Source organism: Paenibacillus sp. J22P59 (assembly GCF_059383895.1).
The window spans coordinates 434,566-459,627 of record NZ_JBXENX010000003.1 but is presented as its reverse complement, the minus strand read 5'-3'; the positions used below and the strand labels follow the sequence as shown (position 1 = coordinate 459,627).

General features: G+C 44.8%; 31 protein-coding genes and 1 riboswitch. Of the genes, 12 read left to right on the top strand and 19 right to left on the bottom strand.

Annotated elements, in window-relative coordinates; translation table 11 throughout:
* The 3 genes from AC50YO_RS07505 to AC50YO_RS07495 form a co-directional block, all read right to left on the bottom strand.
* Positions 1-135 (bottom strand): Rha family transcriptional regulator (locus AC50YO_RS07505; protein WP_494845331.1); only part of this gene is annotated, 135 nt, incomplete at its 3' end.
* A gap of 29 nt (positions 136-164) precedes the next feature.
* Entirely contained in the window at positions 165-473 is a 309-nt protein-coding gene (locus AC50YO_RS07500) for a helix-turn-helix domain-containing protein (RefSeq protein ID WP_494845270.1), read from the bottom strand.
* Positions 474-611: 138 nt separating this feature from the next.
* Complete coding sequence (locus tag AC50YO_RS07495) at positions 612-830, bottom strand: helix-turn-helix transcriptional regulator (RefSeq protein ID WP_494845268.1); 219 nt, start codon at positions 828-830, stop codon at positions 612-614.
* A gap of 94 nt (positions 831-924) precedes the next feature.
* Here AC50YO_RS07495 and AC50YO_RS07490 point away from each other — a divergent pair, with 94 nt between their 5' ends.
* The 4 genes from AC50YO_RS07490 to AC50YO_RS07475 all read left to right on the top strand — a co-directional run bounded on the left by AC50YO_RS07490 (position 925) and on the right by AC50YO_RS07475 (position 4,267).
* Positions 925-1,323 (top strand): helix-turn-helix domain-containing protein, encoded by a 399-nt coding sequence (locus AC50YO_RS07490; protein ID WP_494845266.1) that lies wholly within the window; start codon positions 925-927, stop codon positions 1,321-1,323.
* A 23-nt stretch (positions 1,324-1,346) separates the two neighbouring features.
* Complete coding sequence (locus AC50YO_RS07485) at positions 1,347-1,781, top strand: ImmA/IrrE family metallo-endopeptidase (RefSeq protein ID WP_494845264.1); 435 nt, start codon at positions 1,347-1,349, stop codon at positions 1,779-1,781.
* 52 nt (positions 1,782-1,833) lie between these two features.
* Positions 1,834-3,027, top strand: coding sequence for a tyrosine-type recombinase/integrase (locus AC50YO_RS07480; protein WP_494845262.1), 1,194 nt, complete (start codon positions 1,834-1,836; stop codon positions 3,025-3,027).
* A gap of 637 nt (positions 3,028-3,664) precedes the next feature.
* Positions 3,665-4,267, top strand: coding sequence for a DUF4358 domain-containing protein (locus tag AC50YO_RS07475; RefSeq protein ID WP_494845260.1), 603 nt, complete (start codon positions 3,665-3,667; stop codon positions 4,265-4,267).
* Between the two features lie 75 nt (positions 4,268-4,342).
* Here AC50YO_RS07475 and AC50YO_RS07470 read toward each other — a convergent pair whose 3' ends face one another.
* The 3 genes from AC50YO_RS07470 to AC50YO_RS07460 form a co-directional block, all read right to left on the bottom strand.
* The gene (locus tag AC50YO_RS07470; RefSeq protein ID WP_494845257.1) at positions 4,343-5,830 is read right to left on the bottom strand and encodes a cohesin domain-containing protein; all 1,488 of its coding nucleotides are present in this window, start codon (positions 5,828-5,830) and stop codon (positions 4,343-4,345) included.
* Positions 5,831-6,045: 215 nt separating this feature from the next.
* Positions 6,046-6,264, bottom strand: a complete 219-nt coding sequence (locus tag AC50YO_RS07465) for a hypothetical protein (protein WP_494845255.1) — start codon at positions 6,262-6,264, stop codon at positions 6,046-6,048.
* 125 nt (positions 6,265-6,389) lie between these two features.
* Positions 6,390-6,833 (bottom strand): DUF5412 family protein, encoded by a 444-nt coding sequence (locus AC50YO_RS07460; RefSeq protein WP_494845253.1) that lies wholly within the window; start codon positions 6,831-6,833, stop codon positions 6,390-6,392.
* A gap of 207 nt (positions 6,834-7,040) precedes the next feature.
* Here AC50YO_RS07460 and AC50YO_RS07455 point away from each other — a divergent pair, with 207 nt between their 5' ends.
* Positions 7,041-7,271, top strand: coding sequence for a hypothetical protein (locus tag AC50YO_RS07455; RefSeq protein ID WP_494845249.1), 231 nt, complete (start codon positions 7,041-7,043; stop codon positions 7,269-7,271).
* A 132-nt stretch (positions 7,272-7,403) separates the two neighbouring features.
* On the opposite strand, the gene AC50YO_RS07450 is transcribed toward AC50YO_RS07455, so the two are convergent.
* Positions 7,404-7,955, bottom strand: a complete 552-nt coding sequence (locus tag AC50YO_RS07450; protein ID WP_494845245.1) for a hypothetical protein — start codon at positions 7,953-7,955, stop codon at positions 7,404-7,406.
* 187 nt (positions 7,956-8,142) lie between these two features.
* Here AC50YO_RS07450 and AC50YO_RS07445 point away from each other — a divergent pair, with 187 nt between their 5' ends.
* Together AC50YO_RS07445 and AC50YO_RS07440 are read left to right on the top strand one after the other, a co-directional pair.
* On the top strand, positions 8,143-8,481 hold the full coding sequence (locus tag AC50YO_RS07445) for a L,D-transpeptidase (protein ID WP_494845242.1): 339 nt from the start codon (positions 8,143-8,145) through the stop codon (positions 8,479-8,481).
* Between the two features lie 105 nt (positions 8,482-8,586).
* Complete coding sequence (locus tag AC50YO_RS07440; RefSeq protein WP_494845238.1) at positions 8,587-8,745, top strand: hypothetical protein; 159 nt, start codon at positions 8,587-8,589, stop codon at positions 8,743-8,745.
* A gap of 46 nt (positions 8,746-8,791) precedes the next feature.
* Here AC50YO_RS07440 and AC50YO_RS07435 read toward each other — a convergent pair whose 3' ends face one another.
* Together AC50YO_RS07435 and AC50YO_RS07430 are read right to left on the bottom strand one after the other, a co-directional pair.
* Entirely contained in the window at positions 8,792-9,562 is a 771-nt protein-coding gene (locus AC50YO_RS07435) for a glucosaminidase domain-containing protein (protein WP_494845235.1), read from the bottom strand.
* Positions 9,563-9,574: 12 nt separating this feature from the next.
* Positions 9,575-10,750, bottom strand: coding sequence for a glycosyltransferase (locus AC50YO_RS07430; RefSeq protein ID WP_494845233.1), 1,176 nt, complete (start codon positions 10,748-10,750; stop codon positions 9,575-9,577).
* Between the two features lie 240 nt (positions 10,751-10,990).
* Here AC50YO_RS07430 and AC50YO_RS07425 point away from each other — a divergent pair, with 240 nt between their 5' ends.
* Positions 10,991-11,269 carry a hypothetical protein gene (locus AC50YO_RS07425; protein ID WP_494845230.1) on the top strand — a complete coding sequence of 93 codons (279 nt, stop codon included), beginning with the start codon at positions 10,991-10,993 and terminating at the stop codon, positions 11,267-11,269.
* Positions 11,270-11,446: 177 nt separating this feature from the next.
* Here the strand turns inward: AC50YO_RS07425 and AC50YO_RS07420 are convergent, their stop codons facing one another.
* Genes AC50YO_RS07420 through AC50YO_RS07400 form a run of 5 tightly spaced genes read right to left on the bottom strand, consistent with a single transcriptional unit; the run spans position 11,447 to position 15,176 of the window.
* Positions 11,447-12,250 carry a TatD family hydrolase gene (locus tag AC50YO_RS07420; protein ID WP_494845226.1) on the bottom strand — a complete coding sequence of 268 codons (804 nt, stop codon included), beginning with the start codon at positions 12,248-12,250 and terminating at the stop codon, positions 11,447-11,449.
* A 4-nt stretch (positions 12,251-12,254) separates the two neighbouring features.
* Positions 12,255-13,046, bottom strand: coding sequence for an ABC transporter ATP-binding protein (locus tag AC50YO_RS07415; RefSeq protein ID WP_494845223.1), 792 nt, complete (start codon positions 13,044-13,046; stop codon positions 12,255-12,257).
* Positions 13,043-13,825, bottom strand: a complete 783-nt coding sequence (locus AC50YO_RS07410) for an ABC transporter permease (RefSeq protein WP_494845220.1) — start codon at positions 13,823-13,825, stop codon at positions 13,043-13,045. The genes AC50YO_RS07415 and AC50YO_RS07410 overlap by 4 nt, the downstream gene beginning before the upstream one ends.
* On the bottom strand, positions 13,815-14,117 hold the full coding sequence (locus tag AC50YO_RS07405; RefSeq protein ID WP_494845217.1) for an MTH1187 family thiamine-binding protein: 303 nt from the start codon (positions 14,115-14,117) through the stop codon (positions 13,815-13,817). Before AC50YO_RS07405 ends, AC50YO_RS07410 begins: the two co-directional genes overlap by 11 nt.
* A gap of 27 nt (positions 14,118-14,144) precedes the next feature.
* On the bottom strand, positions 14,145-15,176 hold the full coding sequence (locus tag AC50YO_RS07400; RefSeq protein ID WP_494845213.1) for an ABC transporter substrate-binding protein: 1,032 nt from the start codon (positions 15,174-15,176) through the stop codon (positions 14,145-14,147).
* A 154-nt stretch (positions 15,177-15,330) separates the two neighbouring features.
* A riboswitch (TPP riboswitch) is annotated at positions 15,331-15,441 on the bottom strand.
* 224 nt (positions 15,442-15,665) lie between these two features.
* Between AC50YO_RS07400 and AC50YO_RS07395 the strand changes: the two genes are divergently transcribed.
* Positions 15,666-16,988, top strand: a complete 1,323-nt coding sequence (locus AC50YO_RS07395) for a glycosyltransferase (RefSeq protein ID WP_494845211.1) — start codon at positions 15,666-15,668, stop codon at positions 16,986-16,988.
* A gap of 40 nt (positions 16,989-17,028) precedes the next feature.
* On the opposite strand, the gene AC50YO_RS07390 is transcribed toward AC50YO_RS07395, so the two are convergent.
* Complete coding sequence (locus AC50YO_RS07390; protein ID WP_494845209.1) at positions 17,029-17,994, bottom strand: GDP-mannose 4,6-dehydratase; 966 nt, start codon at positions 17,992-17,994, stop codon at positions 17,029-17,031.
* Complete coding sequence (locus tag AC50YO_RS07385; RefSeq protein WP_494845203.1) at positions 17,991-19,031, bottom strand: mannose-1-phosphate guanylyltransferase; 1,041 nt, start codon at positions 19,029-19,031, stop codon at positions 17,991-17,993. The genes AC50YO_RS07390 and AC50YO_RS07385 overlap by 4 nt, the downstream gene beginning before the upstream one ends.
* Before the next feature lie 368 nt (positions 19,032-19,399).
* Here AC50YO_RS07385 and AC50YO_RS07380 point away from each other — a divergent pair, with 368 nt between their 5' ends.
* Positions 19,400-19,969: a hypothetical protein gene (locus AC50YO_RS07380; protein WP_494845200.1), complete on the top strand. Its 570-nt coding sequence runs from the start codon at positions 19,400-19,402 to the stop codon at positions 19,967-19,969.
* Between the two features lie 70 nt (positions 19,970-20,039).
* On the opposite strand, the gene AC50YO_RS07375 is transcribed toward AC50YO_RS07380, so the two are convergent.
* From AC50YO_RS07375 to AC50YO_RS07365, 3 genes are read right to left on the bottom strand one after another with little or no spacing between them, the layout of a single operon-like run.
* Positions 20,040-21,155, bottom strand: a complete 1,116-nt coding sequence (locus tag AC50YO_RS07375) for a GT-D fold domain-containing protein (protein ID WP_494845196.1) — start codon at positions 21,153-21,155, stop codon at positions 20,040-20,042.
* Entirely contained in the window at positions 21,133-21,855 is a 723-nt protein-coding gene (locus AC50YO_RS07370) for a glycosyltransferase family 2 protein (protein WP_494845192.1), read from the bottom strand. Before AC50YO_RS07370 ends, AC50YO_RS07375 begins: the two co-directional genes overlap by 23 nt.
* 3 nt (positions 21,856-21,858) lie before the next feature.
* Positions 21,859-22,917: a glycosyltransferase family 2 protein gene (locus AC50YO_RS07365; protein WP_494845187.1), complete on the bottom strand. Its 1,059-nt coding sequence runs from the start codon at positions 22,915-22,917 to the stop codon at positions 21,859-21,861.
* A 281-nt stretch (positions 22,918-23,198) separates the two neighbouring features.
* Here AC50YO_RS07365 and AC50YO_RS07360 point away from each other — a divergent pair, with 281 nt between their 5' ends.
* Entirely contained in the window at positions 23,199-23,879 is a 681-nt protein-coding gene (locus AC50YO_RS07360) for a class I SAM-dependent methyltransferase (protein WP_494845182.1), read from the top strand.
* Positions 23,880-25,010 carry a glycosyltransferase family 61 protein gene (locus tag AC50YO_RS07355; RefSeq protein WP_494845179.1) on the top strand — a complete coding sequence of 377 codons (1,131 nt, stop codon included), beginning with the start codon at positions 23,880-23,882 and terminating at the stop codon, positions 25,008-25,010.
* Positions 25,011-25,062 lie beyond the last annotated feature (52 nt).

Genomic DNA, 25,062 nt, shown 5'->3' with positions numbered 1-25,062 from the left:
GGCGTGTGAAAATTCCTCACTACATTCTAGTCCTCTTATGTCCCTAAGAACCTTATCGTGATCTTTCCCAAACACTTCCGATACTGTTAGACTGTCTGTTACTGCTTGTCCGTTTTCAATGCGCACTAAGTTCATGTTGCTTCATCCTTTCCAATTTTGATTCGTTATTCCCAATTCAAACAATTTACTATTTCCTGCTGAGTCATCCAGCGATCAAGACTTTCCATTCGAAACATTATTCTAGGTTTTTTAGAGTTTACTGACCCTGACCGATAATGAGGAATCTGTTTCTCGCGACATAACACATAGAGCGTATCATCAGAAATTCCAATGTACTCAGCTGCTTCTGAAATTGTAAGACGCCGTTGCGTTAAATCATTTTGTATTTTCAACATGACTTCCGCACTCACTTCTTCAATAAGTTGCTTTTTTATTGCTGCTAGAAAGTCTGTTGATTGTTGGTCAGTATTCATCTGCTTCCTCCTTCTCTTAAATCCGCCCTCTCTATCGGATAAATTAATTATCCAAAATGAGCAAAAAAATATCTGTAATTAGTTGACAGCACAAATTAAATTATCTATAATCAAGAGTAGATAAATTAATTATCGCTTTTATCCAGTTTCAGAGTTTGAAAATAGTTCTGGAAACAAATCTTCAAGTGGTTCTTCAAAATACTTAGAAAGACGGAACATTAAGTCTCTTCCCGGAGTGAATGTTCCATTTTCAATCATTCGCAGATAGACAGTAGATATTCCATTGTCTTTTGCCACAAATGCTTGAGTGCCTTTTTCTTTGCGTAGCTGCTTAAATGTAGTACGTTTATTATTCAAACTCGTTCACCCCCTTTTTGGATAATTTAATTATATCGGATAAAATACTTATCCGTCAATAGGGGTGGATAATTTAATTTTGGAGGAGTTTTAATTGGCTATTGGCAAAGTTTTGACTCGATTAAGAGAACAAAAAGGATTAAGTCAATATGAAATGGCAGAACGTCTCGGGATAAAAAGAGCTCGTTACAACTCATGGGAACAAGATATTGCAAATCCCAGAGCTGATATGCTAAATAAAATCGCTGAATACTTTGGAGTTTCGGTTGACTATCTTTTAGACCGTGACGAAATAAAAAATGATGGTACACCAATTCCTTCATGGGCCACCCCAAAGGACAAGAGAGATTTAAAAAAAATGCTGGAAGAGAAAGAAGAAATAATGTTCGATGGTGTTCCAATTGATAAAGAAGATAGAGAAAAGCTTAAACGTGTAATGGAAGCTATTTTTTGGGATGCAAAACAACAAAACAAACGTAAACCTATAAAATAGAATGGACAACCAGGAGGCGGCTAATGTCGATGGATAAACTTATTCGGCAAATTACAAGGAGGTATAAAACTAACTGCCCGTTCACTATTGCAGATAATTTGGGCATAAAAATAATGTACGCTGATTTAGGAAAGAATACCAACGGTTTTTTTCATCGTCGCTTAAGAAGAAATTTTATAGTTTTGCACAATAAACTCTCCTATCTTCAGCAAAGAGCTACTTGTGGTCATGAATTAGGTCATTATTATTATGATAGAGGTACATCTTACTTTAAACTCGAAAAAAACACCCTTCAACTCCCAGATAAATTTGAACGTCGAGCTAACCGCTTTGCAGCAAAGCTACTTTGTGCTGGGAGTGAAGTTAATCAAGGAGAATCAATTGGTGAGTATTGCATTCGTAATGGTCTGCCTGAATATCTACACGAATATTATGACCCCCCAGTATTCGTTAAGTAATTTTTTTTGCCGTTAAAAAGAACATACGTTCGCGAAAGGGTGATCAATTAGTATGCCAAGTTATCAACAGCGTGGGAAAAATTCATGGTATATGTATGTTGAAGTTGGTACAAATACCAAAGGGAAACGGGAAAGAAAAACGCAAACTGTCCGTATTGATGATCCAATAATATTGAAATCTGAAAAGAAAACAAAAGCTTACCTGGATGAAGAATGGTTAAAGTTCAAAATGCTTGTAGAATCAGGAGAGTATATCAACCCCGACAAAATGAAATTTACAGCATTCATTGAACTCTGGGAGAAAAAATTTGTTGATAAGAATCTTGAAGAAACTACTGCATTTAATTATAAATATCATACTACTAAAAGAATAAGCCCATTTTTCGGAGAAAAACCGATTGATAAAATCAAAACACTAAATCTTGTGAATTTTCTCGATGAGCTTGCTGATGAAGGGGTTGGTTCTGCCACAAGAGTGTATATATTCCGTGTTTTGCGTAGTATTTTTAACAAAGCTTATGAATGGAAAGTAATAAAACAGAACCCCATGGAAGGTGTAAGTAAACCTAAAGATGAACCTAAAGATATAGAAGTTTATAATGAAGAAGAAGTTTCCTTATTACTGAAAGAACTTCAAAATGAAAAAATCAGGATACGAGTAATGGTAACGTTGGCCCTCACTACCGGGATGAGAAGAGCAGAACTACTGGGTCTTGAATGGAAGCATATTGATTTAGAAAATGGCATTATTGATGTTAAACAAACGATACCTATGTTCAAAAACGGTAAACCTGTTATCAAAGGGCCCAAGAAAAAAAGTTCAATACGAAAAATCGTTGTTCCTTCTTCAGTATCTACTGAATTGAAACAGTATCAAACACATATGATGCGAGAACGTTCTAATACAGAAACTCCATGGGAAGGCGGCGACCACTACTTCTTATTTGCCCATGACAATGGGGTGCCTTTTTATCCAAAAACACTCTATGATCAATGGAGAGACTTTATTAGAAAAATTCCTATGTTAAAAAAAATACGCCTCCACGATCTTCGTCATACTTCAGCAACACTATTAATTAACCAAGGCGTTCATGCAAAGATAATATCTAATCGTTTGGGACATTCAAAAATTTCAACCACAATGAATGTCTATGGACATGTAATTGAGTCTGCTGATCGGGCAGCAGCAGAAACTTTTAATAGTTTGTTTGAACAGAAACAGTTTCTTGTTAAGAAGAAATTGTAATATTAAAACGATGACGACTTGATGACAAACTGATGACTAAACCCCTAAGTATCCTCCCCGAATTAACACCACACAAAAAATATATGTTAGTAAATAAGCATATATTTCAGGGCTGTTCATACACTACCCGATAGTTTCAGAAATGTAAAATCACATCTCCCATGAAAAGGAGCCCTAGCGATAGGGCTCCGATTTTTTATGTGAAAATCCTTATAAATCAAGTTTTTTCGGCTGTTATTCAATTTTTAAAACCGTGTATAATCAACAATTGTCGTTCGCAATTTCTAAATTATAATAATGAGAAACTCAAGTATAGTAGCTACTCAAGTTGATTTTTCACCTTGGTCACATGACCCATCCACGACATATGAATCAACTTTGTCTTCTAAGCAAGATTAACGACCTACCCCTCAACAGGCTGTTCCTCGTCCCAAAAAGTAAGTCTGACGTTAACGCTATCCCCTTCATCCTTAGCTTCTACTACTCAACGCCCAGTTCCTTTAATTCAAATTCATTTCTAGTAGGACGTTTAGGCTTCTTTGCCATCAAATTCTCCTACTATACCTAAAAACAAGGAGCAACCTTTTGTCGAATGCTGTCGTCAATAGATAGATTACATCATTAAGGAGAGAATAAAATGTCTCAGCACAGCAAGAAATTCACTCGAATAGCGGCATTTTTAATTGCCTTTTCAATCGTAGCAACAGGCTGCAGCAACGAAGCAAAAGGCAATAATACATCCCCAGACAACTTACAGACGTTGATGCCTAGCGGTACTAATGCTCCAGCAGCTACAATAGCTCCTGAATCAGATGCAACCGCCACCGAGTCCCCTGTATCTGACAAGCCTACAGCCTTTAAGGTCGCTGACATTGTTACTAAGATTAAAGAAGATGTTGAGCTTCCTATGCTATTTGCAATGGAAGGCGATTATCTCAAAGATATGTACGGATTTGATCCGAGCGACCTGTTGTCAGATGGTATTTTCATGGGAGGCATGAGAAATAGTTCGGCAGAACTTACTATCGTCCAACTTAAGTCGGACAAAGATTACGATGCAGTCGAGAAAATATTAACAAATCGCGCGGAAAGAATTAAAAAAACATTCGAATCTTACTTACAGGATCAACATGAACTGGCCAAAAACTATCAAATTATTCGAAATGGGAATTATGTTCTATTATCGATTTCCGATGATCAGACGGGTGTAGCCAAAGCTTTCAACAGTTTTTTCAAATAGCTAAGTTCATTTAAGCTTAGCGCCAACAACCCCCGCCAGCCACAAGGCTAACGGGGGTTGTTCTTTGATTCAGAATTAATTATTTGGTGTATATTCTGTATTGCTCAACATTTGATTAACGATATAGATAAGGTCGTCATTATTAATATCTCCGTCAACCACTTGATCCGCTTCATGTTTTACTGTATCAGTTTCAGATGCCTTTTTGCCAAAGTAAAACCCATCAATGGCCAAGTCAACTAGCGTATACTTTCCCGAGCGGTTTACGTCATCAGGACCTTCAATAGTGATGGTATCTTGCATACATCTATCTTCATCAAGATCGTACTCATCTTCCGTATCTGCGATGCGGCACTTAACCGCGTCCACTGTAGCTGTTCCTTTTGCCTTCGCTTTAAACTTGAGTTTCAGGAAAGGAGTTTCGTCGTTGATTCCGTATTGCTCGCCTTGACTTGCTACGATGAAGCGAATAACACCCTCTTGCGTTGTAGATTCATTATAGACCTTGTAGCCTTCAACTTCCTCAAAACCCAAATAATCAATCAATTTTGGATCGTATTTTATTGTGAAGTCCTCAGCGTAAATTCCTTTCACATTTTTCAGGGAAATGGAGGAAATAAATGTATCATTCACCTTCACTTTATCTTTATCAATAGTAATGTTCAAAATGGATTTTCCATCAATCTTCGCTGATGCTTCGTTCGAATTCCCGCTCTTTCCAGCAGCATTCACTGCCGCTACAACATAATAGTAAGTAACTCCTTGCTCAACATTAGCATCCTCATAAGAAGTGCCCGTAGTTCCATTTGCAATCGTTGTATATGGACCGCCAGCCGTTACTGAGCGTTGCACGTTGTAACTAGCTGCTCCAGCAGCAGAGCCCCAAGTTAATTGTATAGCTTGTTTAACGTTGTCAGCAGTAGCTGTCAGCCCTGTTGGAATTACTGGAACCTCCGCTGGAACATTTCCCGGATCTGCATTTTCAAGATCATAAGGCAAGAAACCGTTTGGTATAGCATGAGTAAATGGAGTCGCTCCAAAATTGGCAGTAGTTACTGAACCATAACTGGTTGCAGAATTACCTACAAACGGAAATATTTTTTCCCCTTGAAGTGCTGATGGCTTTCCAATATTACTACCCAGGGCTACTCCATTCTTATACCACTCAATCGTGTCGTTATCTAAATCTACTGCCACACCAATTACATCTCCAGTGGTATACGTCGGCCCATAGAATTTATAATCCAATCCATTACTTACTCCACCTAAATACCCATAATAAGTATACGCCCGATTTACATTTATATAAGAACCCTCAACATCACCAATTATTCCAATATTAATTGCATTTAGATCTGATGGATTCACAGCTACTTCCCAATACCATTTACCTGTTTCTTTTCCAACGTTCGCTTTTATTCCAGTAATTCCCGATATAAACGTTTTCTTAAGCGAGCCATCGCTCCATGTTACTGGGGTAGCTGCCGCAAAAGCCGATGCAGGCAGCGCCAAAGCCAATAATAAAGCAGTAAATAGAGCCAATGATAATAACTTCTTTTTCAAAATTTTCCCCTCCATTTATGTAATGTAGTAATTTTATAGTTATATTTTAGGTAATAACAGTCTTTTTTTATTGAAATTTTAACATTATTATTAAAGGTTCGGCATTTTAAGTGATACAATCATGAACGACCTAAATCTGACAAACTAATGTCGCGACAGAGCTACCATACTCACAACAAAAAAGCCGCTCAACCGAGCGGCTCATACAATTAACTTTATTCCAGCTCATAAAACCTCACTAGCTTCATTTGTTGCTTGCGCAGCAGGCTAGAGATTTTGTTCAGTTGCTCCATCGCTTTTGCTTTCGTAGCATATTCTCCGACCGTTACACCATTGACTTGAATGACATGAAGGGAAGGTAGCCTCACGTATTGGATGAATTGAAGCTTTATAATAGCGGTTTTATCTTGCGACCGAATATAGATGGTTCTCACCTCCGTCTATCCAATCCATAAGCCCCTCCTATTACCTATTCTAAAATAGAGGTTTCATTCGTTTGACCATCATGAAGACGCAGTCCTGCTATCGCATTTCCAGTAACATGAGATATCCGAGGTCCCTACGCCTGATAACAGTTTTCATATTTTCCTCTTAATAGTAGACTGCGACAAGCTGCTCCTGATTCCTCATAAATATCTGATTTTACATTTAGCTCTATATTTCTATGCTCATTATATTTAGGACTTTCATTCTTAATAGCAAGGATTTCAGAGGATTGCCACTCTAGAGAAAAGTTTTCTTTATGATTGCTTGAATAAATCGTTTTTTTCTTGCCAGAATGGGCTTCTTCAACCTCGACCATATACAAAACACCACCTGCTGCGCCGCCATAAGGGATATAAAAGGCATTTGCCTTATACTTGCCATCCGGGGATTCTAACGGGCCTTTAAATAAAGTGGCCTTATTACCGAGGGCTTCAAAATGATAAAAATATCTATTGTAACCGACTAACAATAGAATGCTGAATGCAAAGAGTAACAAAATAACAGATCTTTTTTTCATAAATCCTCCAATATATCTTATTTATATTACTAAATCTTGACGCCTAAGGCGGCTTATAAGTTGCTTAAATCATCTCGATTGTCCAATATTATTTGTAGAAACTTGTAAACTCTGAACATCAGTAATAGTATATATTTGGGAGGCGATTTTTTTGTTCAAAAGAAACTGTATCATTTTGGTGCTCATCATAACGACCTTGACTGCAGGGTGTTCACAACAGGCATCCGAACCACTAGTTATACCAAGAAAGAAATAGATATTAAAGTTACCGAACAAAGTGGGAATTATAAATATGTCGTTTCAGAAAATGGCGTGGAGCAACTAATAATTCTTGGCTCAGAAAACTATATTAATAAATCGGATGAATATATAACGATTTCTAGAAATAAAAATCTAAACAATAAAATTAAGCAAGCTCTGGAAGTTCAAAAAGCTTAATTCTATTTTCAGCATTGGTGTGCGTTGTCTCATTCCAAACTCTATACCGCCAATTTGCATTTACATAAAAAAGAAGCCGATCGAAAGCGGCTTCTTTTTTATTCTCTTAGAGATTTTATCTATTAAGCAGACCTATTCCGGCAATTTCGTCTTGAATTGACCTCTTACTGCATCAAACGCGGCTTTGATCTGCTCTGACTCTTGATTATCCAGGTATACCCACATAATTTTCCCATCGATGACTAGAACGATAAGCTCTTTTACTTTATCTTCAGAATCAGCTGCTTGGAGCAGAATCAGCTCGCCTTTTCTATCCTCTTTGGCGAATTCTGTCGTCTCAATGACACGGGGATTGAGATAGACTGCCGGCTCCGTCTCCAGCGAAGCTGCCATCTCGAACAGCACCTGTACATCTGGATTCATATTTTTTTGGACAAATTCCTTCTTCTTATCCGGATTCTTTTCTTCAAGATAACCTGTAATATGCGACAAGGCTAATTTTTCATTAGCTGTCAGCTTGTCTGCCGGCTTTGGTTTTGAAGCAACCGTCCCTTTGGGCTGTTCTTCTGTAAGAGCAGCATTCGACGCATTGTTCCCTGCATTAGCCTCTGTCGCATTAGTATCGCCACAGCCTGCCATTAACGCTAAAGACAGCATGCACGTAAATACGATTGATTTCTTCATCTCTCTCTTTGACCCCTCTCTATGTACGGAACTAATTACTATAGACTGTGATTGTGCTTCAAATGTTGCGACGAGCACTGCGATTGAATACAAGCCTAATTAACGCATTTGTATTCACCCGAAGGCTGCGAGTAAGAATATGCTGATGCATAGTCACATTTGACCACAAAGGAGCGGTTCATCAGCCATGCCCTCATATCGCATCATCGTCGATTTATCCGATCGCAGGCTGCACCTGCTTGATGGCAATATCGTCGTCCACAGCTACCCGGTCGGCATCGGAACCATGCTGACTCAGACGCCGCAGGGCGAATACACGATCATCAATAAGCAGGCTAACCCAGGCGGCCCGTTCGGTGCCTTCTGGATGGGCTTATCCAGACCGCATTATGGGATTCACGGGACGAATAATCCCTCCTCTATCGGAGGTATGGTTTCCCACGGCTGTATTCGCATGTACAATGAGGATGTTATTGCCTTATCGCAGCTTGTCCCTGTTGGTACCCGCGTGACCATAAGACAATAATCTCTGCACATTGTAACACTTTATGTCATTTTATCAGCGAAGAGGAAATAACCTTCTTATTATGTGCTTTAAGTTAAGGGCGCAAGGTAAGAGGAGTGAGTGACAATGAAGACATTCGGAAGAGGTTGTTTGTATGTGATAATCGGCATTCTCGTCATACTCGTGCTCGCATTTATTGTGGGGGGTACGATCACGATTCCGTGGTATGTCCTCATTCCACTTATCGTACTCGCCTTCTTGGCTGCCTCGCGCAATAACAGATAGCTTCGCAGGCAATCGGCATTCTTCTGAGCAGAGCAATGCTGATTGCCTACAACAAAGTAACCGTACGTGTTGCCTCTTCCCACACCGCATTTTTATTAAGCCTCGCAGCCAAGTCTCTTACACGTACATAGCCGGTTGCTCCAACTAGCTGCGTTTCTAACGGAATGCCATTGACGGTCACTTCTGTCCCGTTCCAAGCAATAACACCGCCAAGCGCCTCACCTAATGAACGCGCAGCTACCCAGACACTGCCCCCCAAATAGTAGCCCGAAGCCGTGACAAGGCCTTCTTGTATAATAGCAACCTCGCGAGCCCCCTGGAATATGCCTCCTGGAGCAGGCAATCCTGTCATTCGGTCATAGGGCTTCAAAGCACTCTGAATCATGATGGTATTCAGCTTCTTCGCATAGGCTGGATCAGTCGCATAGCCGCAAGCATAGAGCATCTGCGCTTGCGCCTCGGGCGTTTGGGCTAATCTAACCCGATCGTAACGCGAGCGAGCAAATAAGAGATCCTGATCCTTCCAATAGTGATAGACGCTGCTGTATGCGCGGAATGCAGCCTTCATATCCACATTCCTGCCATCAATATGCTCCCAGGTTCCTTTTACGACCGCTTGCCCTTGCCAATAAGCGTTAGCAACACCGGTGCCTACTTTAATGCCTCCGAGATTAAACCAACTATGAATAACACCTCCTGTTTCCAGAATAGCTTGTGCTAGACGAACCGATGGGAATATAGGCGAACCCTCTCGACGTACGAATAGCACTGTTGGAAGCAGCGCCGTTATAAATTGCTGTCTAGTCAGCTTAGCCATCCTCACTCCCCCTTATTTTTTCAATATACGTAAAATTAATTGTCCATACTCCTTTGCTACATCATTCCAGCTCCGCTTTAGAACGACGGACATCTCTTTCTTCTCAGAGCGCAGAACGGCATCATTTGCCTTCCATAGGCGCAGTATCCCCGCTTCCATTTCTGTTATCGAATAAGGATCGAAGTGGATAAAAGCATTCATATTTCGTATAAGCTCGTTCGTAACGGCAATACGTCCAACAGCTACCGGTGTATCCATCGTTAAGGATTCCAATATCGGGAATGGCAGACTGCCTTCGAATAAAGTAGGTACGATTGTGCCTCGCGCATACCTGTACAAGCTGGGCAATTCACTAGAATCCACTCTGCCTAGAAACCGTATCCGATTTCTGCCACTGGACACCCCGAATTTATCAATAGCATTCGCGATGTCACTGCCCATTGGGTGATGGTTCAAATGATCGGTGAAAACTAACTGCAGGTCGGAGTTTTTCCCCTCCTGCGTTTCCATGAATCGCAAAAAAGCAACCGATAGCAAATTGTGATTTTTATGATAGCGAATAGCCGATGGAAACAAGAGATAGGGGCCATTCAGCGTATATTTTTTGCGCAGCAGACTCTCTGGCAGCAGCCCAAAAGACTGAAACTCCTCTACGGGAGCTGCCGGCCTTATAAGAATCGCTTTTTCTTTCTTCAAGCACATTGCGCCATACCCATCATGCTGGCGAATATATTCTGAATTGAATACGACCGCTTCGGCTTTGGCGCACATGCGCGGCGCGAGCTGGTCCAAATGCGCACAGAATTCAGAAGCTCTGCTTCTATAGATTCCGCTCATATTTGCGTGCTTATAGATTAAATCATGCAGGCACAAAATGTACGGCTTCTTCAATTGAAGGGCCGCCTCCAGGCTGACAGAAGGTACAATCCATATATCAACGGCCGCCAATTTGTTCAGCTCCGCCACATTCGAATACACAATAATATTCATATTCCCCTTATCGCGTATGACCAAAGGCAGAAGAACCTTGCGCACCTCCGTGGAATTGTTTGCTTGAACCGCTATATGGACACGGCATGAGAGATTGGACAGCAGTCCTTCAATTAATCGATATAAATATCTGCCGATTCCCTCCTGATCGAATGATATAGAGGCTTGATATCCCCAAAATACGCCAACCGATAGCATAAACGCCCTCCTTTAATCCTCTGCGTGTCTTTATGCATGCGTACTTCCCAAATGTAATAGGCATGGCTGTTACTTGAAGGCCTTCGAAAAGAACGTTTATATACAGCGTATTGCAATTTGGCAAAAAGGTAACGGCTTGCCATAGGCAAGTGTATTTTTTATTTACAAAATAGACGCTATAGAAACTTCCTTCTCTTCTTTCTCTTAATGAAGCGAATAAAAAAAGTTATAATTGGCTTAATGCCAATTACAACTTTAGAATGGCATAACAGGAAGGACGGGAAACAGTTGAAAAAAAGATTCTCAGCTGATAAGGCAGAATGGTCACACACAAGAGAACAGCAGTATCAACAATACTGTTCAGATATCGTATTTCAGTTTGGCGATAAATTGGTTTCGGATGAAGGTACTGTGTTTTTAGAAAAGGACAGCAAGAGAACTGAAATCGTGACCCCTTATAAACCTAATGCTTATTGGTATGAAACATGGGTGCAAATAAAGCTCTTCTACGGCGTTTAGTTTTTATTACTCTCTCCTGCCTCCCACTTAATGCATATTAAAAAAAGCAGATCAAATCAGGATCATCGTTTCCTCCCGATTCGATCTACTTTAGAACCCCCAAGAATACACTAATAAGCAGCATAAATATTCACTTACCGTTGATTCTGACTGCCTTCATTTTCAAATTTGGTTCTATTACAATTCACCATACACTCTGCGCGTATTAGCTAGAAGGGAAGCCCGCACCAGCGTCTCTGGCAGACCTTTTAGCCGCGCGATATGAGCAGCCACATCGCGAATCATCGTCGGCTCCGTCTGCCTTCCTGCATAGGGTCCTTCGAACGGCCACGGTCCATCGGTCTCGACCATAAGCAGGTCCAGAGGATAACGAAGAACAAGAGCTTGAATCTCCGCCTCGTAGGCAATATCAGGCGTAATGGAGACATAATAGCCATTCTTAATCATTCGATTAATCGTCGCCTCGTCTCCTTTGAACCAGTGAAAGTGGGCTCTTCTTACCCCATGACGCTCCAAACTATCGCATGCTTTCGCCGCATCCTCATAGACAGCATGCAGCACCAATGGTCGATCCAGCTCTGCTGCAAGTGCCGCGAATCGTTCCAAAAGTGCGACATAGGGAGCTTCATCAAACTTGTCTCCTTGCTCATCTGCTTCCGTACGAGAATAATAAGGCAGGCCGACTTCACCGATAGCAAAGGCTTCACCAGCCGCATGCTTCTCCCGTATCCAATCAATCAATTGCTCCAGTGCAGCCTGCTCCGGCAATGCTTGCTCCGGGTGAAAGCCGTAGGCAGGATGAACCTTGCCAGGGTATCTCTTCGCCAGATCACGATTCGTCTCACAAGAAGCCTCATCCATGGACACAGCGATCACGGCTTCAATTCCCGCAGCAAAGGAGCGTTCCAGCATGGCGATTCTCTTGCCTTCTTCATAACCGTCTAGATGAATATGAGCATCTATACCAAGGCTCTCTGACATCCGATCACATCCTTTGCGACTGGTGAAGCAGTGCATATATTTTTTGTTTCAGTTCATTGAATTCGGTATTGGTCCATAGCTGCTCTCCCCGCGGTCTGCTGAAAGGAACAACGAACTCCTTTACAATGACAGCTGGAGCCGCGGACAATACGACAATTCGATCAGACAGCAGCAGTGCTTCCTCGATACTGTGGGTAATGAACAGGACTGACCTGCGATTCTCCTCCCAGATCGTCATAAGCCATTGCTGCATATGCTGGCGCGTCAATGCATCCAACGCTCCAAAAGGCTCATCGAGCAGCATCAGTGGCTGCGGGGCAAGAAGCGCCCGCAGGAAAGATACACGCTGCTGCATGCCCCCTGACAACACATGCGGGTATTCATTCGCATAGTCGGCTAAGCCTATACGATTAAGCCAATCATGTGTGAGCTTCTTGGCCTGATCTCGTTGTTGACCGGAGATTTGCAGCGCAAGTTCAATATTCGCAGCGACAGACCGCCATGGGAGCAGCGATGCCTGCTGCGGCATATAAGCGATATGGCCGCTCGTACCGGTCGTTACATTCCCGTTAATTCGCACTTCACCTGCCGTAAGCGGCTCCAGTCCGCCAATAAGCTGGAATAGCGTCGTCTTGCCGCTGCCCGATGGGCCAATGATGGATACGAACTCTCCCTCTTCTACAACGAGCGATATGCCTCCCAAAATTTCCTTCTTCGCGATTCCCTTGCCAAAATCTTTGCGAACATCAATTAACTCCAAAGCGCTATGTGCAGTGGTCTTCGTGATAGAGCTCATGTCTTTTTCCCCTCCTTTGCTGCAGGGCGCCACCGGATAACGAGCCGCTCCACAAGGACGACAATTCCGAACAAGGTTAGACTCAGAGCAACGATAAGGAAGACGGCTGCAAAAACGCGAGTAGGCATAAAGCCTTTAGACGACATGAGCATAAAATAACCAAGCCCTCTCTGCGCGCCGATCCACTCAGCTACTACTGCGCTAAGCACCGCGTAGGAAGCCGCAATTTTGAGGCCAGAAAATAAATGGGTAACGGAGCCGGGCAACTCCAAGCGCCAGAACAGCTGCCATTTGGAGGCCCCGATCATCCTCATATAGTTGCGCAGCGAAGCATCGGTATCTTGCAGACCGGATAAGATCGCAATCGAAATCGGAAAAAAACAGACAAGCCAGACTAGAATCAGCTTAGGCAGTACGCCGTATCCGAGCCAGATAGTAAGCAGCGGGCCTATAGCTACTATTGGCACATTCTGTGACAAGACGAGCAGAGGATAAAGCGCCTTTCGAGCACCTGGGATAAGATGCAGCGAAGCGGCGAGCACAAAGCCCGCCGCAGCACCTCCTAAGAAACCAAACAGCATTAGCTGTACCGTTGCTCCTGTATGTTCCATCAGCCTCGGCCAGATCTGAATCGCTTCTTTTGCGATTGCAAGCGGTGAAGGAAGCTTCCATGCCGGTATGTCTCCCCACACAACAGCTGCCTGCCAAATAACGAGGAGAGCGGCCAAGACGACAGCTGGAGGCCATACGCTGGCAAAATGTTTTCCTTTATTGTCCATCTGGGTATTTCTCCAGCAATCGTCCCATCGAAGCTCCTGCCGTTGGATTATATAAAATTTTCACTTGTGATATAACAGACGGGCAGCCGATCTCTGCCATCGCTTCATTCATGTCCTGAATAATGCCCATTAGCTCGGAGAGATCTCCTTCCATCGTTGTCTCAAGCGGCGCAACCCGATAAGGGACACCTGATGCTTTAATGACTTCAATAGCCTTGTCGACATAAGGATAGACACTCTCACCGCCCGGTGTCGAAGGTATAATCTGAATGCTTACTAGTGCGTTTGCCATCATGATTGCTCCTTTGTTGTCTTATTATTAAGATTGTTTTTCAGGCAAAAATTCATTTGTGAACGCTTTGTCAGCATCCAATTCCTGCTCAAGCAGCTTGTGCTCGAACATCCATTCCGCGTAGTTCTCCCATACCTCCAGCTTCTGCTCGCCCCAGCGGGAAGCATCATCCTGATATTTCGGGCTCAGCCATTTCTGGCTCGCACGCACAAGCTCCGGGTTAAGATCCGGCTCAGCCTTGATCAACACCTCTGCTGCATCCTCCGGATGCTCAATAGCATACTGATAGCCTGCTGCTGCTCCAGCAACGAATGCCTTCACAAGCTCTGGCTGATCCGCAATCATCTTCTCGCTTGTCGTCAGCACTGGCGTATAATAATCCAGCTTGTCACTATAATCGGTCAAATAAACCATGTTCAGCTTCTCGCCCCGCAGCTCGGCCTCTACGCCTGTCCATGCATAATAAATCCAAGCAAAATCAATATCACGCTTAACTGCTGTGAAGAAATCAGCATCGCCAATGCTCATAATGTTCACCTTGGATACATCGGCATTCTCCTCTTGCATCAGCGAGGCAATAACCTCAGCTTCTACTGGGGCTCCCCAGCCGCCATACGTATGGCCTTCAAACTTCTTAGGAGAATCAATTCCCTTATCCAGCGGGGAAGCAAAGCCGGATGTATTATGCTGAATAACTGCTGCCAAGGATACGATAGGCACACCCGCAATGCGAGCCATCGTCAGCGACTCTTGATAGCTCACGCCGAACTCTGCGCTGCCGGACGCCACCATTTTATCTGATCCATCCTGTCCCGGCTGGATAATTTCCACATCAAGTCCTTGCTCCTTGAAGAAGCCTTTATCTCGTGCTACATACAAGCCAGTATGATTCGTATTAGCAGTCCAATCCAGTACGACCTTAACCTTCTTCAACGCTTCTTCCGACGAGCCTGGTTCATTCTTGCTGTTCGCTCCGCAGCCTGCAACGAGCATCGCTATCGCGAGCAAGGCGATCATCGTCCTTCCATTTCTCCATGCCAATAAGCTCTGTCTCTTCATTACGCAACTCTCCTTCTCCACAGTACAATGATGTTATGACGATGCATGAACGGCTCCCTGGATCTCGCATAAGAACAACAAAAAAACGCCCTTCTGATCAGAAGGACGCCAATAATCGGCTGCTGCCGCAAACGTTCTGCATAACTGCAAGCAGACACATTCACGCTTCGATTCCTACGCTGGCATTATCCAGATCAGGTGTAAGGGTCGGAATTATCATTGGAATTCCCTCTCAGCCAGCCTCAACCAGCTCCCCGGAACTATTCAGTTAGGTCAATAGCTATTATTATATCAAATCCCCTCTGAAAAGCTATACATAATTTTCCCGTACCGAATTGACGATCCGAAAAAAAGACAGCTCTGCTTGTAAATCGTAGGCAATCGCCGCTTTTTCATCCTGCGTAGGTTGCTGTCCATCAATCTGTCCGATTCATTGAATAGAATATAGTCGAGTGCATATCCGCTAATAACGAAAGAGGACTGAAGCCATTGGGACAAATAAAAAAAAGAAAAAAGCCTCCTAAGCCCTCTGCAAGAAAACTGCGCCGCAAATTCAAGGCAGGGGGACGGAAAAAAAAGCGTCAGACTATCAAGAAGCTGGCAAGGAGAAAAAAACGCCCCAAACGGCATAAAAAATTGCTGAAACAAAGCAGGTCGAAGAACCGGTCATCCAAGCCGGTCCATTCCAGGCATAAGGAATCCTCTAAGAGCAGCGGCATCAATATCGTCGGCTTCATTCATGCCGAGATGGGCATCGGTGAATCCGCGCGTCTTGCTGCTAGAGCCGTCGAGGCTGCTGATATTCCTTTTGGCATGATGAATTTCCCTTTAACTGTAGCCTCCAGAATGTCAGATATGAGCTGGGCTCACAAAATGATAGCCACACCGAAATATAATACGAATATTTTTCATATGAATGCCGATTATATGACCCCAGCCTTGGAGCACTTCGGCAATGACTTGTTCCACAACCGCTATAATATCGGCTATTGGCACTGGGAGCTGCCTGATTTCCCAGATGAGTATGTCCCTGCCTTCAACCTCGTTCAGGAAGTATGGGTATCCACCCGGTTCGTGTCAGAGTCCATCTCGCTCAAGTCAACCGTCCCTGTCATTACAATTCCTCACGGGGTTGAGGTGACAACAGACCCTGCTATAACCAGAGATACGCTTGGCTTGCCGAATGACCGCTTTCTGTTCATGACGATGTACGATGTACAGAGCTCCACCTTGCGTAAGAACCCGCAAGCCGTTATCGAAGCATTCCAGCAAGCCTTTGACAAGAATGATGCAAGAGTCGGGCTCGTATTGAAAATTAATAATACGAACTTCCGACCGGAGGATCTGATCCCGCTACGTCAGCTCGCTTCAGAACAGCCTAATATTTATTTGATCGACCACGGGCTAGCCAGGCTGGAGGTTAACTCCTTGCTCCAATGTTGTGATTGCTTCGTGTCTCTTCATCGTTCAGAAGGCTTTGGGCTTGGCTTAGCGGAAGCCATGTATTTGGGCAAGCCGGTTATTGGCACCAACTGGTCGGGCAATACCGATTTTATGGACGCCTCGAACTCCTGCCCGGTGAATTATGAGCTTGTCCAGCTTGGACAGGATTGGGGACCGTACAAGAGCTACCAGACTTGGGCCGAGCCAAATGTGGCCCATGCAGCAGAATACATGCGTAAGCTTGTTCATGAACCGGAATGGCGAACAGTCATTGCAGCGAACGGTCAACAGACGATTCATACTCATTTTTCACCGCTGGCCGTCGGACAAAAAATAAAAGCCCGGTTGACCGAGCTTTCCTTGTTATGAATGTGGTCAGACCTTGATACGAAGTAATTTTCCAGCTGTATCAAGGTCTGCTATCCTTAAGCTCCGCTCGCCAATAATTCAATAAATCCTCCATTGTTTGCGCGAATGGAATTTCTGGATGCCAGCCGGTTTTGGCATGAAACTTGGAATAATCACCCACCAGTACCGTAACATCAGAAGGCCGAAGACGTGCTGAATCCTCTTCAATCGTAATAGAGACTGTACTGAAGCTTAGCAGCGTCTCAAGCATTTCTCCAATCTCGCGGCAGCTTCCAGAGGCGATGTTATAGACTTCCCCCGCATCACACTCGCGCAGAGCGAGCCGATACGCTCTCACTACATCTCGTACATCCGTGAAGTCCCGCTTCGCCGCCATATTGCCTACGTACAGAATGGGCGGCTTCAGCCCTCTCTCAATCTCAACAATTTGCTTGGCGAAATTCGAAGTGACGAACTGCTCCCCGCGCCTTGGCCCCGTATGATTAAAGGTTCGCGTACAGACGGTATGAAGCCCATACGACTTATAATATTGATAACCCAAATAGTTTTGGGCAATCTTGCTAACGGCATAAGGGCTGAGCGGCCTAAGAGGATTCGTTTCCTTTATCGGCACCTCATGCGCTTCCACATGGCCATATTCCTCGCTAGAGCATACAATCAATAGCTTGCAGGCCAGACCTGAGCGCCTCACTGCTTCCATCAAATGAATTTGCCCTGACAAATTATTATTCATTGTCTCGACTGGCGACAGCCAGGACTCAGGCACGAAGCTTTGCGCCGCTAAATGATAAATAAGATCAGGTTTCACCTCATTAATAAGCTTTTCCACAGCCGAAGAATCCGTCAACTCACACTCATACAGGCGAAGCGCCGGCAGTAGATGGTGAATGTGCTTCCTTGAGCTGTGGCTGCGAATCGTTCCTATCACCTCATCTTGATGACTGAGCAAATGCTCCGCAAGATGGCTTCCAACAAATCCGGATACTCCTGTAATTAGTGCTTTCATTGTTTTCGATCCTCCTCCCAATCGATGGCTGCGATAGCCTGCTTCACCTTCTGTTCCTCATCTTTGCGGCAAATAAGCAGCCCTTCCTGTGTAGACACGATTATAAGATCTTCCACGCCAATAACGATAATTCGTTGATGCTCTGAATAGATAATACTATTGTGCGTGGAGAACGCATGTATAGGACCGAACTGCAAGTTCCCCTCTTCATTTGTCTTGAAGATTCTCTCCAATGAGGTCCATGTTCCAACATCATCCCAAGTAAACGCAATGGGGATCGTGTAGAGCAGGCTTAGCTTCTCAACAACAGCGTAATCGATTGACAGCTTGGCTAGCTCGCCATAAGCTTGACGGAATGCAGCCCCTTCCAGCTCGAAGATAGACCACATCGTCGGTTGATACTCTCTCATATAGCCCGCAATGGTAGAGGGCTTCCATATGAAAATACCGCTGTTCCAGAACATATTAGAGGATTTAATCAGCAGCTCTGCTTTTTCCTTTGAGGGCTTTTCAATAAACGCTTTGACTTCCCTGATCCGCTGCCCATATTTCACCCCATACTCATCTGCCTCGATATAACCATAACCAGTCTCTGCCCTAGTCGGAACAATTCCCAGAGTAACTACAACTCCGTCATTAACTGCGGCTGTTTCGGCAATCCTCAGCGCTTCCATCAGTTCCTCCGAATCAGGTATATATTGATCAGAGGGTGCTGTGACAATGACCTCATCCATATTCATTCGCAAGAAATAATTCGCCGTTAACGCAATACAAGGTGCCGTATCTCGCTGCTCTGGTTCTACAATAATACGTCTGCTATCCAGCTCTGGAAGCTGCTCCTTTACGATAGGTAAATACATTTCACTAACAGAGACAAATATATCTTCAGCGGGTAAGCAGCTCCGGAATCGTTGGTACGTCTGCTGCAGCATTGTTGCATGCTCAGATGTCAGGGAGAGGAATTGCTTAGGCTTCTCCGTCGTGCTCCTCGGCCAGAATCTCGTCCCCTTGCCTCCTGCCATAATAACTGCCTTCATGCAGGCTCACCTCGAAAAGGTCTTCCTTCTATTAGAACTAATCTCATCATGATCTTAGCCGCAGCTCCTTCCTCCTGTTCATCGTGCTGGTTGATGGGAATGCATACTACCATCTTATGCTTTGATAGAGAGATTCTAATGGACGAATCACCTCTTATACACAAATTCAGGCATATACCAGCGCCCATAAGAGCTGCAAAGATACTGATAAAACTCTCTTTAATGAAGGAATTCCTCAAGAAGCTGTTTTAATCTGCAATCACACTCTCTATTTATAAAATGGACCTTTTTCATAGAGACAGATACCGTCACTCTCTCAGCCTTTCAACATATAATTTAGTATATTAAGCGAAAGGAGAGATTCTCATATGGGTGAAACAGGATTAACAGGACTTACAGGACTTACAGGACTTACTGGGCTTACAGGTGCAACAGGACAAACTGGGCCTACTGGACCTACAGGCGCTACAGGTGCTACTGGATTAACAGGACCTGCTGGACCAGGTTCAGCAACAGTCGGTGCGCAAGGTGCTGTAACCCCAATCCCTACTGCTGGCACAGCAGTATCTGCAGTAACTATTGCTGTCCCTGTCACTGCCACATCGAATCAAGTTATTGTAGAAGGTGTCGTAGATGTTAACATTTCCTTCACAGCTATTCTCGCTGTTGCACTGAATCCGACAATTACAGTCAACTTGCTGCAAGATGGTGCAATCGTCGCAACAACAGCTAGCCAGGATCTGCTTGCTATTACACTGCTTGGACTATTCGCTATCAACAGACCGATTCCAATCACGTACTTCAACGGTGGTCTTGCTGCAGGCACACACACTTACGAGCTTCAAGTTGTTGTCTCTGGCGTAGTTCTTGCTCTCGGTACGACAGCAACAATCACTTACTCATCACTTGCTGCAACAATTGGTACAGTCCCTGCGTAAATCAGTAGCGGCTCCGTCTACAATCGCCCCGCCCTTAACAGGGCGCGGCTACATATTTCCAGCAATACATTTACAGCAACGGCGCCTCGCCCTTCACGATAGAATCTGCCATATGTCCGAAGTCGAGGGCCACAGTGCCAGTTACTCTTGCGAGCTCCTCGGCGATCAATACCGCTGATATGCCTGAAGAGATTAAGGCTACGTCGAAGGCAAAGCTTTGCGCCAGCTGTGTTACTCTCGCTGCATCATTTACACCATGAACGGGAGCAATAATACCAGCTATGGACATGCCATGATTGGCTAATACCGTGGACAGCCTTTCCGCTAGATTGCCTATTAACAATATTCTTCTTCCTTGCAGAAGGCGCAATAAATGACCCGATTGATATAGCCCGTAATTAATGAGCGAATCCGTAAACGCTCTTCCTCTCCAATCTATGCCATACGCAGCGAATACGGCCGCTGCAAGAGGCTGATAGTTGCGTTGGCGCAGCTGAGGCACACCAATAATATCCGCTCGCTTCACAGCTTCAAGCAAGCGATCTCTTGTTGCTAGATCGGGCACCTGAATACCAGCATAAGGCAGGAAGCTGCCTTCCTCCTTAATCTCGCCAATCGTCATTACCGTCTCCTGCGCTAAGGTAAGCAGCTCGCCATCTCCCAGCCTCACAATCGAAAGCGGTGATCTCTCTCCGATAGCCTGAGCGATGCGCTCACTAATCTCATCCGGCGTCAGCAGACGTACAATTCTATCTCCCATAGCAGCGATACCCGCAGCTATAATCTGCTCGGTAGGCGTATCGGGCAGAATATGATGGCCTGGCATCATATTATCAATTATGGCGTCACCGCCCTCGTATCTGCCGAGCAGTATCCCCTTCCTATAGCCGGCCTGGTACTCTTCACTATTGCCTTTGTCCCTTGCAGAGGCCTCACCATCTTTGCTGGCGCCTGCTTCATAGCCCTTGGCGTAACCAGCCGTATGGCCGCTGTCAAAGCCATCGTTATACGTTAATGCTTTCGATTCCGTTAGCGGCTTCTTCTTTAGCAGGCTTCGTCTGCTTCCTATTGCCCTTCTTCTCTGCGGCCTATTCTGTACAGCTGTTCGCCTCTTCTTCATTCGTCTGCGCATATCGGATATCCGCACCTCCTGGCTTTTCCCTTTAAATAAACTGATGCGGGTCAACTTGCCATTTGTCGATGAACTGCTGCCTGTTCCGATCCAGCAATGCTGTAACAGCTTGCCGATCCTGCTGCACAAAGCTCGCACTGCCGTGATGGAAGACAAAAGCATCTCGAACAATGAGAATCTGATAGCCTGCGAGTCTTGCCCGATAGCAATAATCATCATCCTCGAAGTGGCCTGGAGAAAATCGTTCATCCAACCAGCCAATCCGCTCCATGAGCTCGCGGGAGAACAGCATGCAGAAACCAATAACCCGATTCACCGACTCCCACTGCCCATCTGCCTCCAAGCTTAATCTAGCGGCTGCTTCCTCATAGCTGCCTTCCATTGTCATCTGCTGTTTGCCGCTTACATAGTTGGACATTGGTCCGACAATACCAACAGATTGTTTATATTGAAAGGCCCGCAGCAGCTTCCCGAGCCAATCCGTCGTAACCAATACATCATTATTAAGAAGCAGCAGGAAATCCCCTCTTGCCAATCGGAGACCCCAATTGCAGGCAACCGGAAATCCTGTATTCACTGGCTGCGAGATAAATAGAATATGATTGTCACGCAAATAATCAATCGTTCCATCCGTTGAGCCATTGTCCACAATAATAAGCTCATAGGGCTGAGGGGTATTTCTCCGAATGGAGTCCACTGCTTCCCGAAGCAAGCTCAATCCGTTATAAGTGGGGATAATAATGCTCGTCAGCATAAGCTAACTCACTCCCTTCCCGATCTTGTCGCGTACTCTCACATTATCCTTTAAGAGAAGCCGGGGATGCTGCTTGCTAATCATCCATCCGAGCGCTTCGAGATGATCCCCCTTTATCAAGCGGGCCATAGGATTGCTGTCACCTGTATTGCTGCTCCGCAGCCGATTGGACTTGATAACATCCACACTTCCGCCGATTCCGACCTTCAATCCTTCGTAAAGCGCAATAGCGTGCGCCTTGGGAGGAACAGCCAGATTAGCCGGGCCAATCCGTCGAATCGCTTCCCTTGTTAAGGCATGGGGGACTGCTGTCAGTGAATTGAATGACAGATCCCTTCTCTGCAAGGAGCGGTTAAGAAACTCCTTCATCACCGTTACTTCATCCCAAGCCGCAAATTTCCCGATAAAAGGAGACAAATCATTCAGAACAACATCCATCCCTTTATCCGCTTTACTAATAAAAGACAGCAGCTGCTCTGCCGCAAGCGGAATGTCAGCATCGACAAACAAGACGATATCCGAGACCGTGACTTTTGCGCCGATGGCTCTTCCCACATCATGTCCAAGTGCCTCACGATAATGAACAAGCACGGCCCGCTCACTTGCTCTGGCTCTTGCCAAGCTGGCATCCGTTGAGCCATTCACGATGACAACAATCTCGCCAAGCGGCATGCGTTCCAGCTGTCTTACCGCTGCATGAATAGACTTCTCCTCGTTCATAGCCAGCACGACAGCTGCGACTGATTTACCAGTTGGCAGCAGCAGCCAATCAGGTGCGCTCCTATTGGTAGCTGAGAAGTAGCCTTTCATGAATGCCTTCATCAGCGGCAAATAGGATTTGCTCAAGAAGCTATCATTTGACCTATATGTGTTCCATAGCTTCTGAAGATGCTGTTGCTCATCTTGATCTGGACCTAGCGGATATTTCTCCGCAGCTAAGCTGCCTGCTTGCCAAGCAGCCGTCGCGCCATATACTGCTCCTGGCAGCATCTTCCTCGGTCGGCTGCCGCCATGTCTAACAGATTTACGGCGGCGTCTGTTTATTCGGGAAGATCGTTTCACAATTGATTTTGTTGACCGCTGGCTGCTGCGCCTCCTTTTGCTTGCAGGCTTCCTCGCACGTGCCATCCATTCACCCCGCATCTATTGAAATAGTCTATGACAGTTTATGTACACTTCTAGCGGGGGTAACGGCAAGTGTACGGTCAGGCACAAACAGCGTTCAGCCTCTTTTCGTGAAATGTGCCTTTTTCCTTGGCATAATTGCCCCTATCCTATCAACAAGTAGAGACATAGAATAGGTTAGCTCTGTGTATTTTATCTTCCAGATGGAGGTTACTGGCATGCAATGGAAGTTTCACCAGCCGCGATTTGCGGCAGATTACGCCCCCGAGATCCCGAACAACTATATGACCGAGGGTGCTTGGTCGGGTCATCGACATTTTGCCTATGATCTCGTAAGGTTTGCAAAACCACGAACAATCGTGGAGCTGGGCACTTTATATGGCACATCCTTTTTCAGTTTTTGCCAGGCGGTCAAAGACGGTCTGCTGCCAACCCAATGCTTTGCTATAGATACTTGGGTAGGAGATGCTCACACCGGTCAATATGGAAAAGAAAACAAGGACATGTACACAGCTGTACATTCCTTTAACAGTCGTGAATTTTCTGGCATCGGCACCCTGATTAGAAACACCTTCGATCAATCTGTCTCTTACTTTGCAAATAACTCCATCGACTTGCTTCATATTGATGGCTATCACACCTACGAAGCCGTCTTTCATGATCTGATCACATGGCTGCCTAAGGTAGCTGATAACGGCATCATTCTTTTTCATGATACAGCTGTCTATCAGGCAGACTTTGGCGTTCATCTATTATGGGATAAATTGCGGGACTATCCCCGTCTGCAATTCACACACTCCAACGGTCTAGGCGTGCTGTTTCCAAAAGGATGCCCTGATGCTTTCATACCTTTATTGCAGCAGCAAACAAGCTTGGCAGCTTATTATACGAATCGGTAGATGGTTTTTCGTACTAACATTGAAGGAGAGTTGATCGCTTTGTACACGATCCCGAAGGAGTTTTATGCGAAGACGAGCGATTGGATTAAAGCATCTGGAATAGCCCCGGAACTGATACCTTACTTCTATAAAGTGATTCATCCCAAGCAGACGGTTAACCTTCAATCCATAAAAGGACTCGATACACCGCGCTGGGTAACCGAATGCCATTTCGAAGAAGCCTTTACTGCTGTCGTACCGAACGGGCGCGTCGTCACAAGCAATTGTTATGTTGTAACGCCAGATAACAAACGACTTCAGGATGTGGAGCTTGATTGCCCTTTAATTGAATCACAGAAGCTGCCAGAGCCTGAATTTCGTGATGAGACTATTGCTACTCTCGTATGGGGCTGGAATCTTCCATCTATTGGCATTAACACACAAAATATATTCGGTCACTGGTTCTTCGACTTACTGCCTCGGCTTCATCTGCTAGAGCAAAGCGGAATTCCCATTGATAAATATTTAATTGGCAAGCTGTGCTACCCTTTTCATTACGAGTCATTAGAGATGCTGGGCATTCCGCTCAATAAGCTCATTCAAGTAGAGCAGCCAGACTTCCACCTTATGGCCTCTCGGCTCCTCGTTCCTGCCGTACCGCTTATGCTGGGCAAATGTCCGCCTTGGGCTTCGCATTATATTAATCAGCGATTGAAGCATGATCAACAAATAAAGAAAATGCCGGGCTATGAACGCATTTATATTACTCGTGATGATGCCTTGGCTAGATTCGTCGTTAACGAGGATGAGGTCATGCGCTTGCTAGAGAAGAAAGGCTTCCGTAAAATCACCCTTACTCCACTGTCCACCAAGGAGAAAGTAGCCATATTTTCTAGCGCTCGTACAATTGTCGCTCCATTCGGAAGCGGGAGCGCGAACGTTGCCTTTTGCGAGGCAGGCGCGGCCCTCGTAGAGCTTGCTCCACGAACATTCGCAGACAATTATTTTTGGAAGCTATGCAGCTTTGCCAGCGTTCAGTATTACGAAATGGTCTGTGAGGTCGAATCACCTCCCAAAGCCAATGTTGGCGCTGACAACATTATCGTGGACATCAACAAGCTGGAACGCGTGCTTCAACTTCTAGGTATTTAGGTTAGGTTCGCAGTGCCTTTCGCGAACAATCACCTAGCATATTCCAAATTTA

Bases quoted from the DNA above. Each gene is read 5' to 3' on its own strand.
- AC50YO_RS07410 (WP_494845220.1), bottom strand. From the start codon at position 13,825: ATGGACAATAAAGGAAAACATTTTGCCAGCGTATGGCCTCCAGCTGTC.
- AC50YO_RS07450 (WP_494845245.1), bottom strand. From the start codon at position 7,955: ATGAAGAAATCAATCGTATTTACGTGCATGCTGTCTTTAGCGTTAATG.
- AC50YO_RS07475 (WP_494845260.1), top strand. From the start codon at position 3,665: ATGTCTCAGCACAGCAAGAAATTCACTCGAATAGCGGCATTTTTAATT.
- AC50YO_RS07435 (WP_494845235.1), bottom strand. From the start codon at position 9,562: ATGGCTAAGCTGACTAGACAGCAATTTATAACGGCGCTGCTTCCAACA.
- AC50YO_RS07420 (WP_494845226.1), bottom strand. From the start codon at position 12,250: ATGTCAGAGAGCCTTGGTATAGATGCTCATATTCATCTAGACGGTTAT.
- AC50YO_RS07425 (WP_494845230.1), top strand. From the start codon at position 10,991: ATGCCAATTACAACTTTAGAATGGCATAACAGGAAGGACGGGAAACAG.
- AC50YO_RS07415 (WP_494845223.1), bottom strand. From the start codon at position 13,046: ATGAGCTCTATCACGAAGACCACTGCACATAGCGCTTTGGAGTTAATT.
- AC50YO_RS07355 (WP_494845179.1), top strand. From the start codon at position 23,880: ATGGTTTTTCGTACTAACATTGAAGGAGAGTTGATCGCTTTGTACACG.
- AC50YO_RS07405 (WP_494845217.1), bottom strand. From the start codon at position 14,117: ATGGCAAACGCACTAGTAAGCATTCAGATTATACCTTCGACACCGGGC.
- AC50YO_RS07480 (WP_494845262.1), top strand. From the start codon at position 1,834: ATGCCAAGTTATCAACAGCGTGGGAAAAATTCATGGTATATGTATGTT.
- AC50YO_RS07440 (WP_494845238.1), top strand. From the start codon at position 8,587: ATGAAGACATTCGGAAGAGGTTGTTTGTATGTGATAATCGGCATTCTC.
- AC50YO_RS07500 (WP_494845270.1), bottom strand. From the start codon at position 473: ATGAATACTGACCAACAATCAACAGACTTTCTAGCAGCAATAAAAAAG.
- AC50YO_RS07390 (WP_494845209.1), bottom strand. From the start codon at position 17,994: ATGAAAGCACTAATTACAGGAGTATCCGGATTTGTTGGAAGCCATCTT.
- AC50YO_RS07485 (WP_494845264.1), top strand. From the start codon at position 1,347: ATGTCGATGGATAAACTTATTCGGCAAATTACAAGGAGGTATAAAACT.
- AC50YO_RS07385 (WP_494845203.1), bottom strand. From the start codon at position 19,031: ATGAAGGCAGTTATTATGGCAGGAGGCAAGGGGACGAGATTCTGGCCG.
- AC50YO_RS07460 (WP_494845253.1), bottom strand. From the start codon at position 6,833: ATGAAAAAAAGATCTGTTATTTTGTTACTCTTTGCATTCAGCATTCTA.
- AC50YO_RS07445 (WP_494845242.1), top strand. From the start codon at position 8,143: ATGCCCTCATATCGCATCATCGTCGATTTATCCGATCGCAGGCTGCAC.
- AC50YO_RS07380 (WP_494845200.1), top strand. From the start codon at position 19,400: ATGGGTGAAACAGGATTAACAGGACTTACAGGACTTACAGGACTTACT.
- AC50YO_RS07370 (WP_494845192.1), bottom strand. From the start codon at position 21,855: ATGCTGACGAGCATTATTATCCCCACTTATAACGGATTGAGCTTGCTT.
- AC50YO_RS07430 (WP_494845233.1), bottom strand. From the start codon at position 10,750: ATGCTATCGGTTGGCGTATTTTGGGGATATCAAGCCTCTATATCATTC.
- AC50YO_RS07400 (WP_494845213.1), bottom strand. From the start codon at position 15,176: ATGAAGAGACAGAGCTTATTGGCATGGAGAAATGGAAGGACGATGATC.
- AC50YO_RS07360 (WP_494845182.1), top strand. From the start codon at position 23,199: ATGCAATGGAAGTTTCACCAGCCGCGATTTGCGGCAGATTACGCCCCC.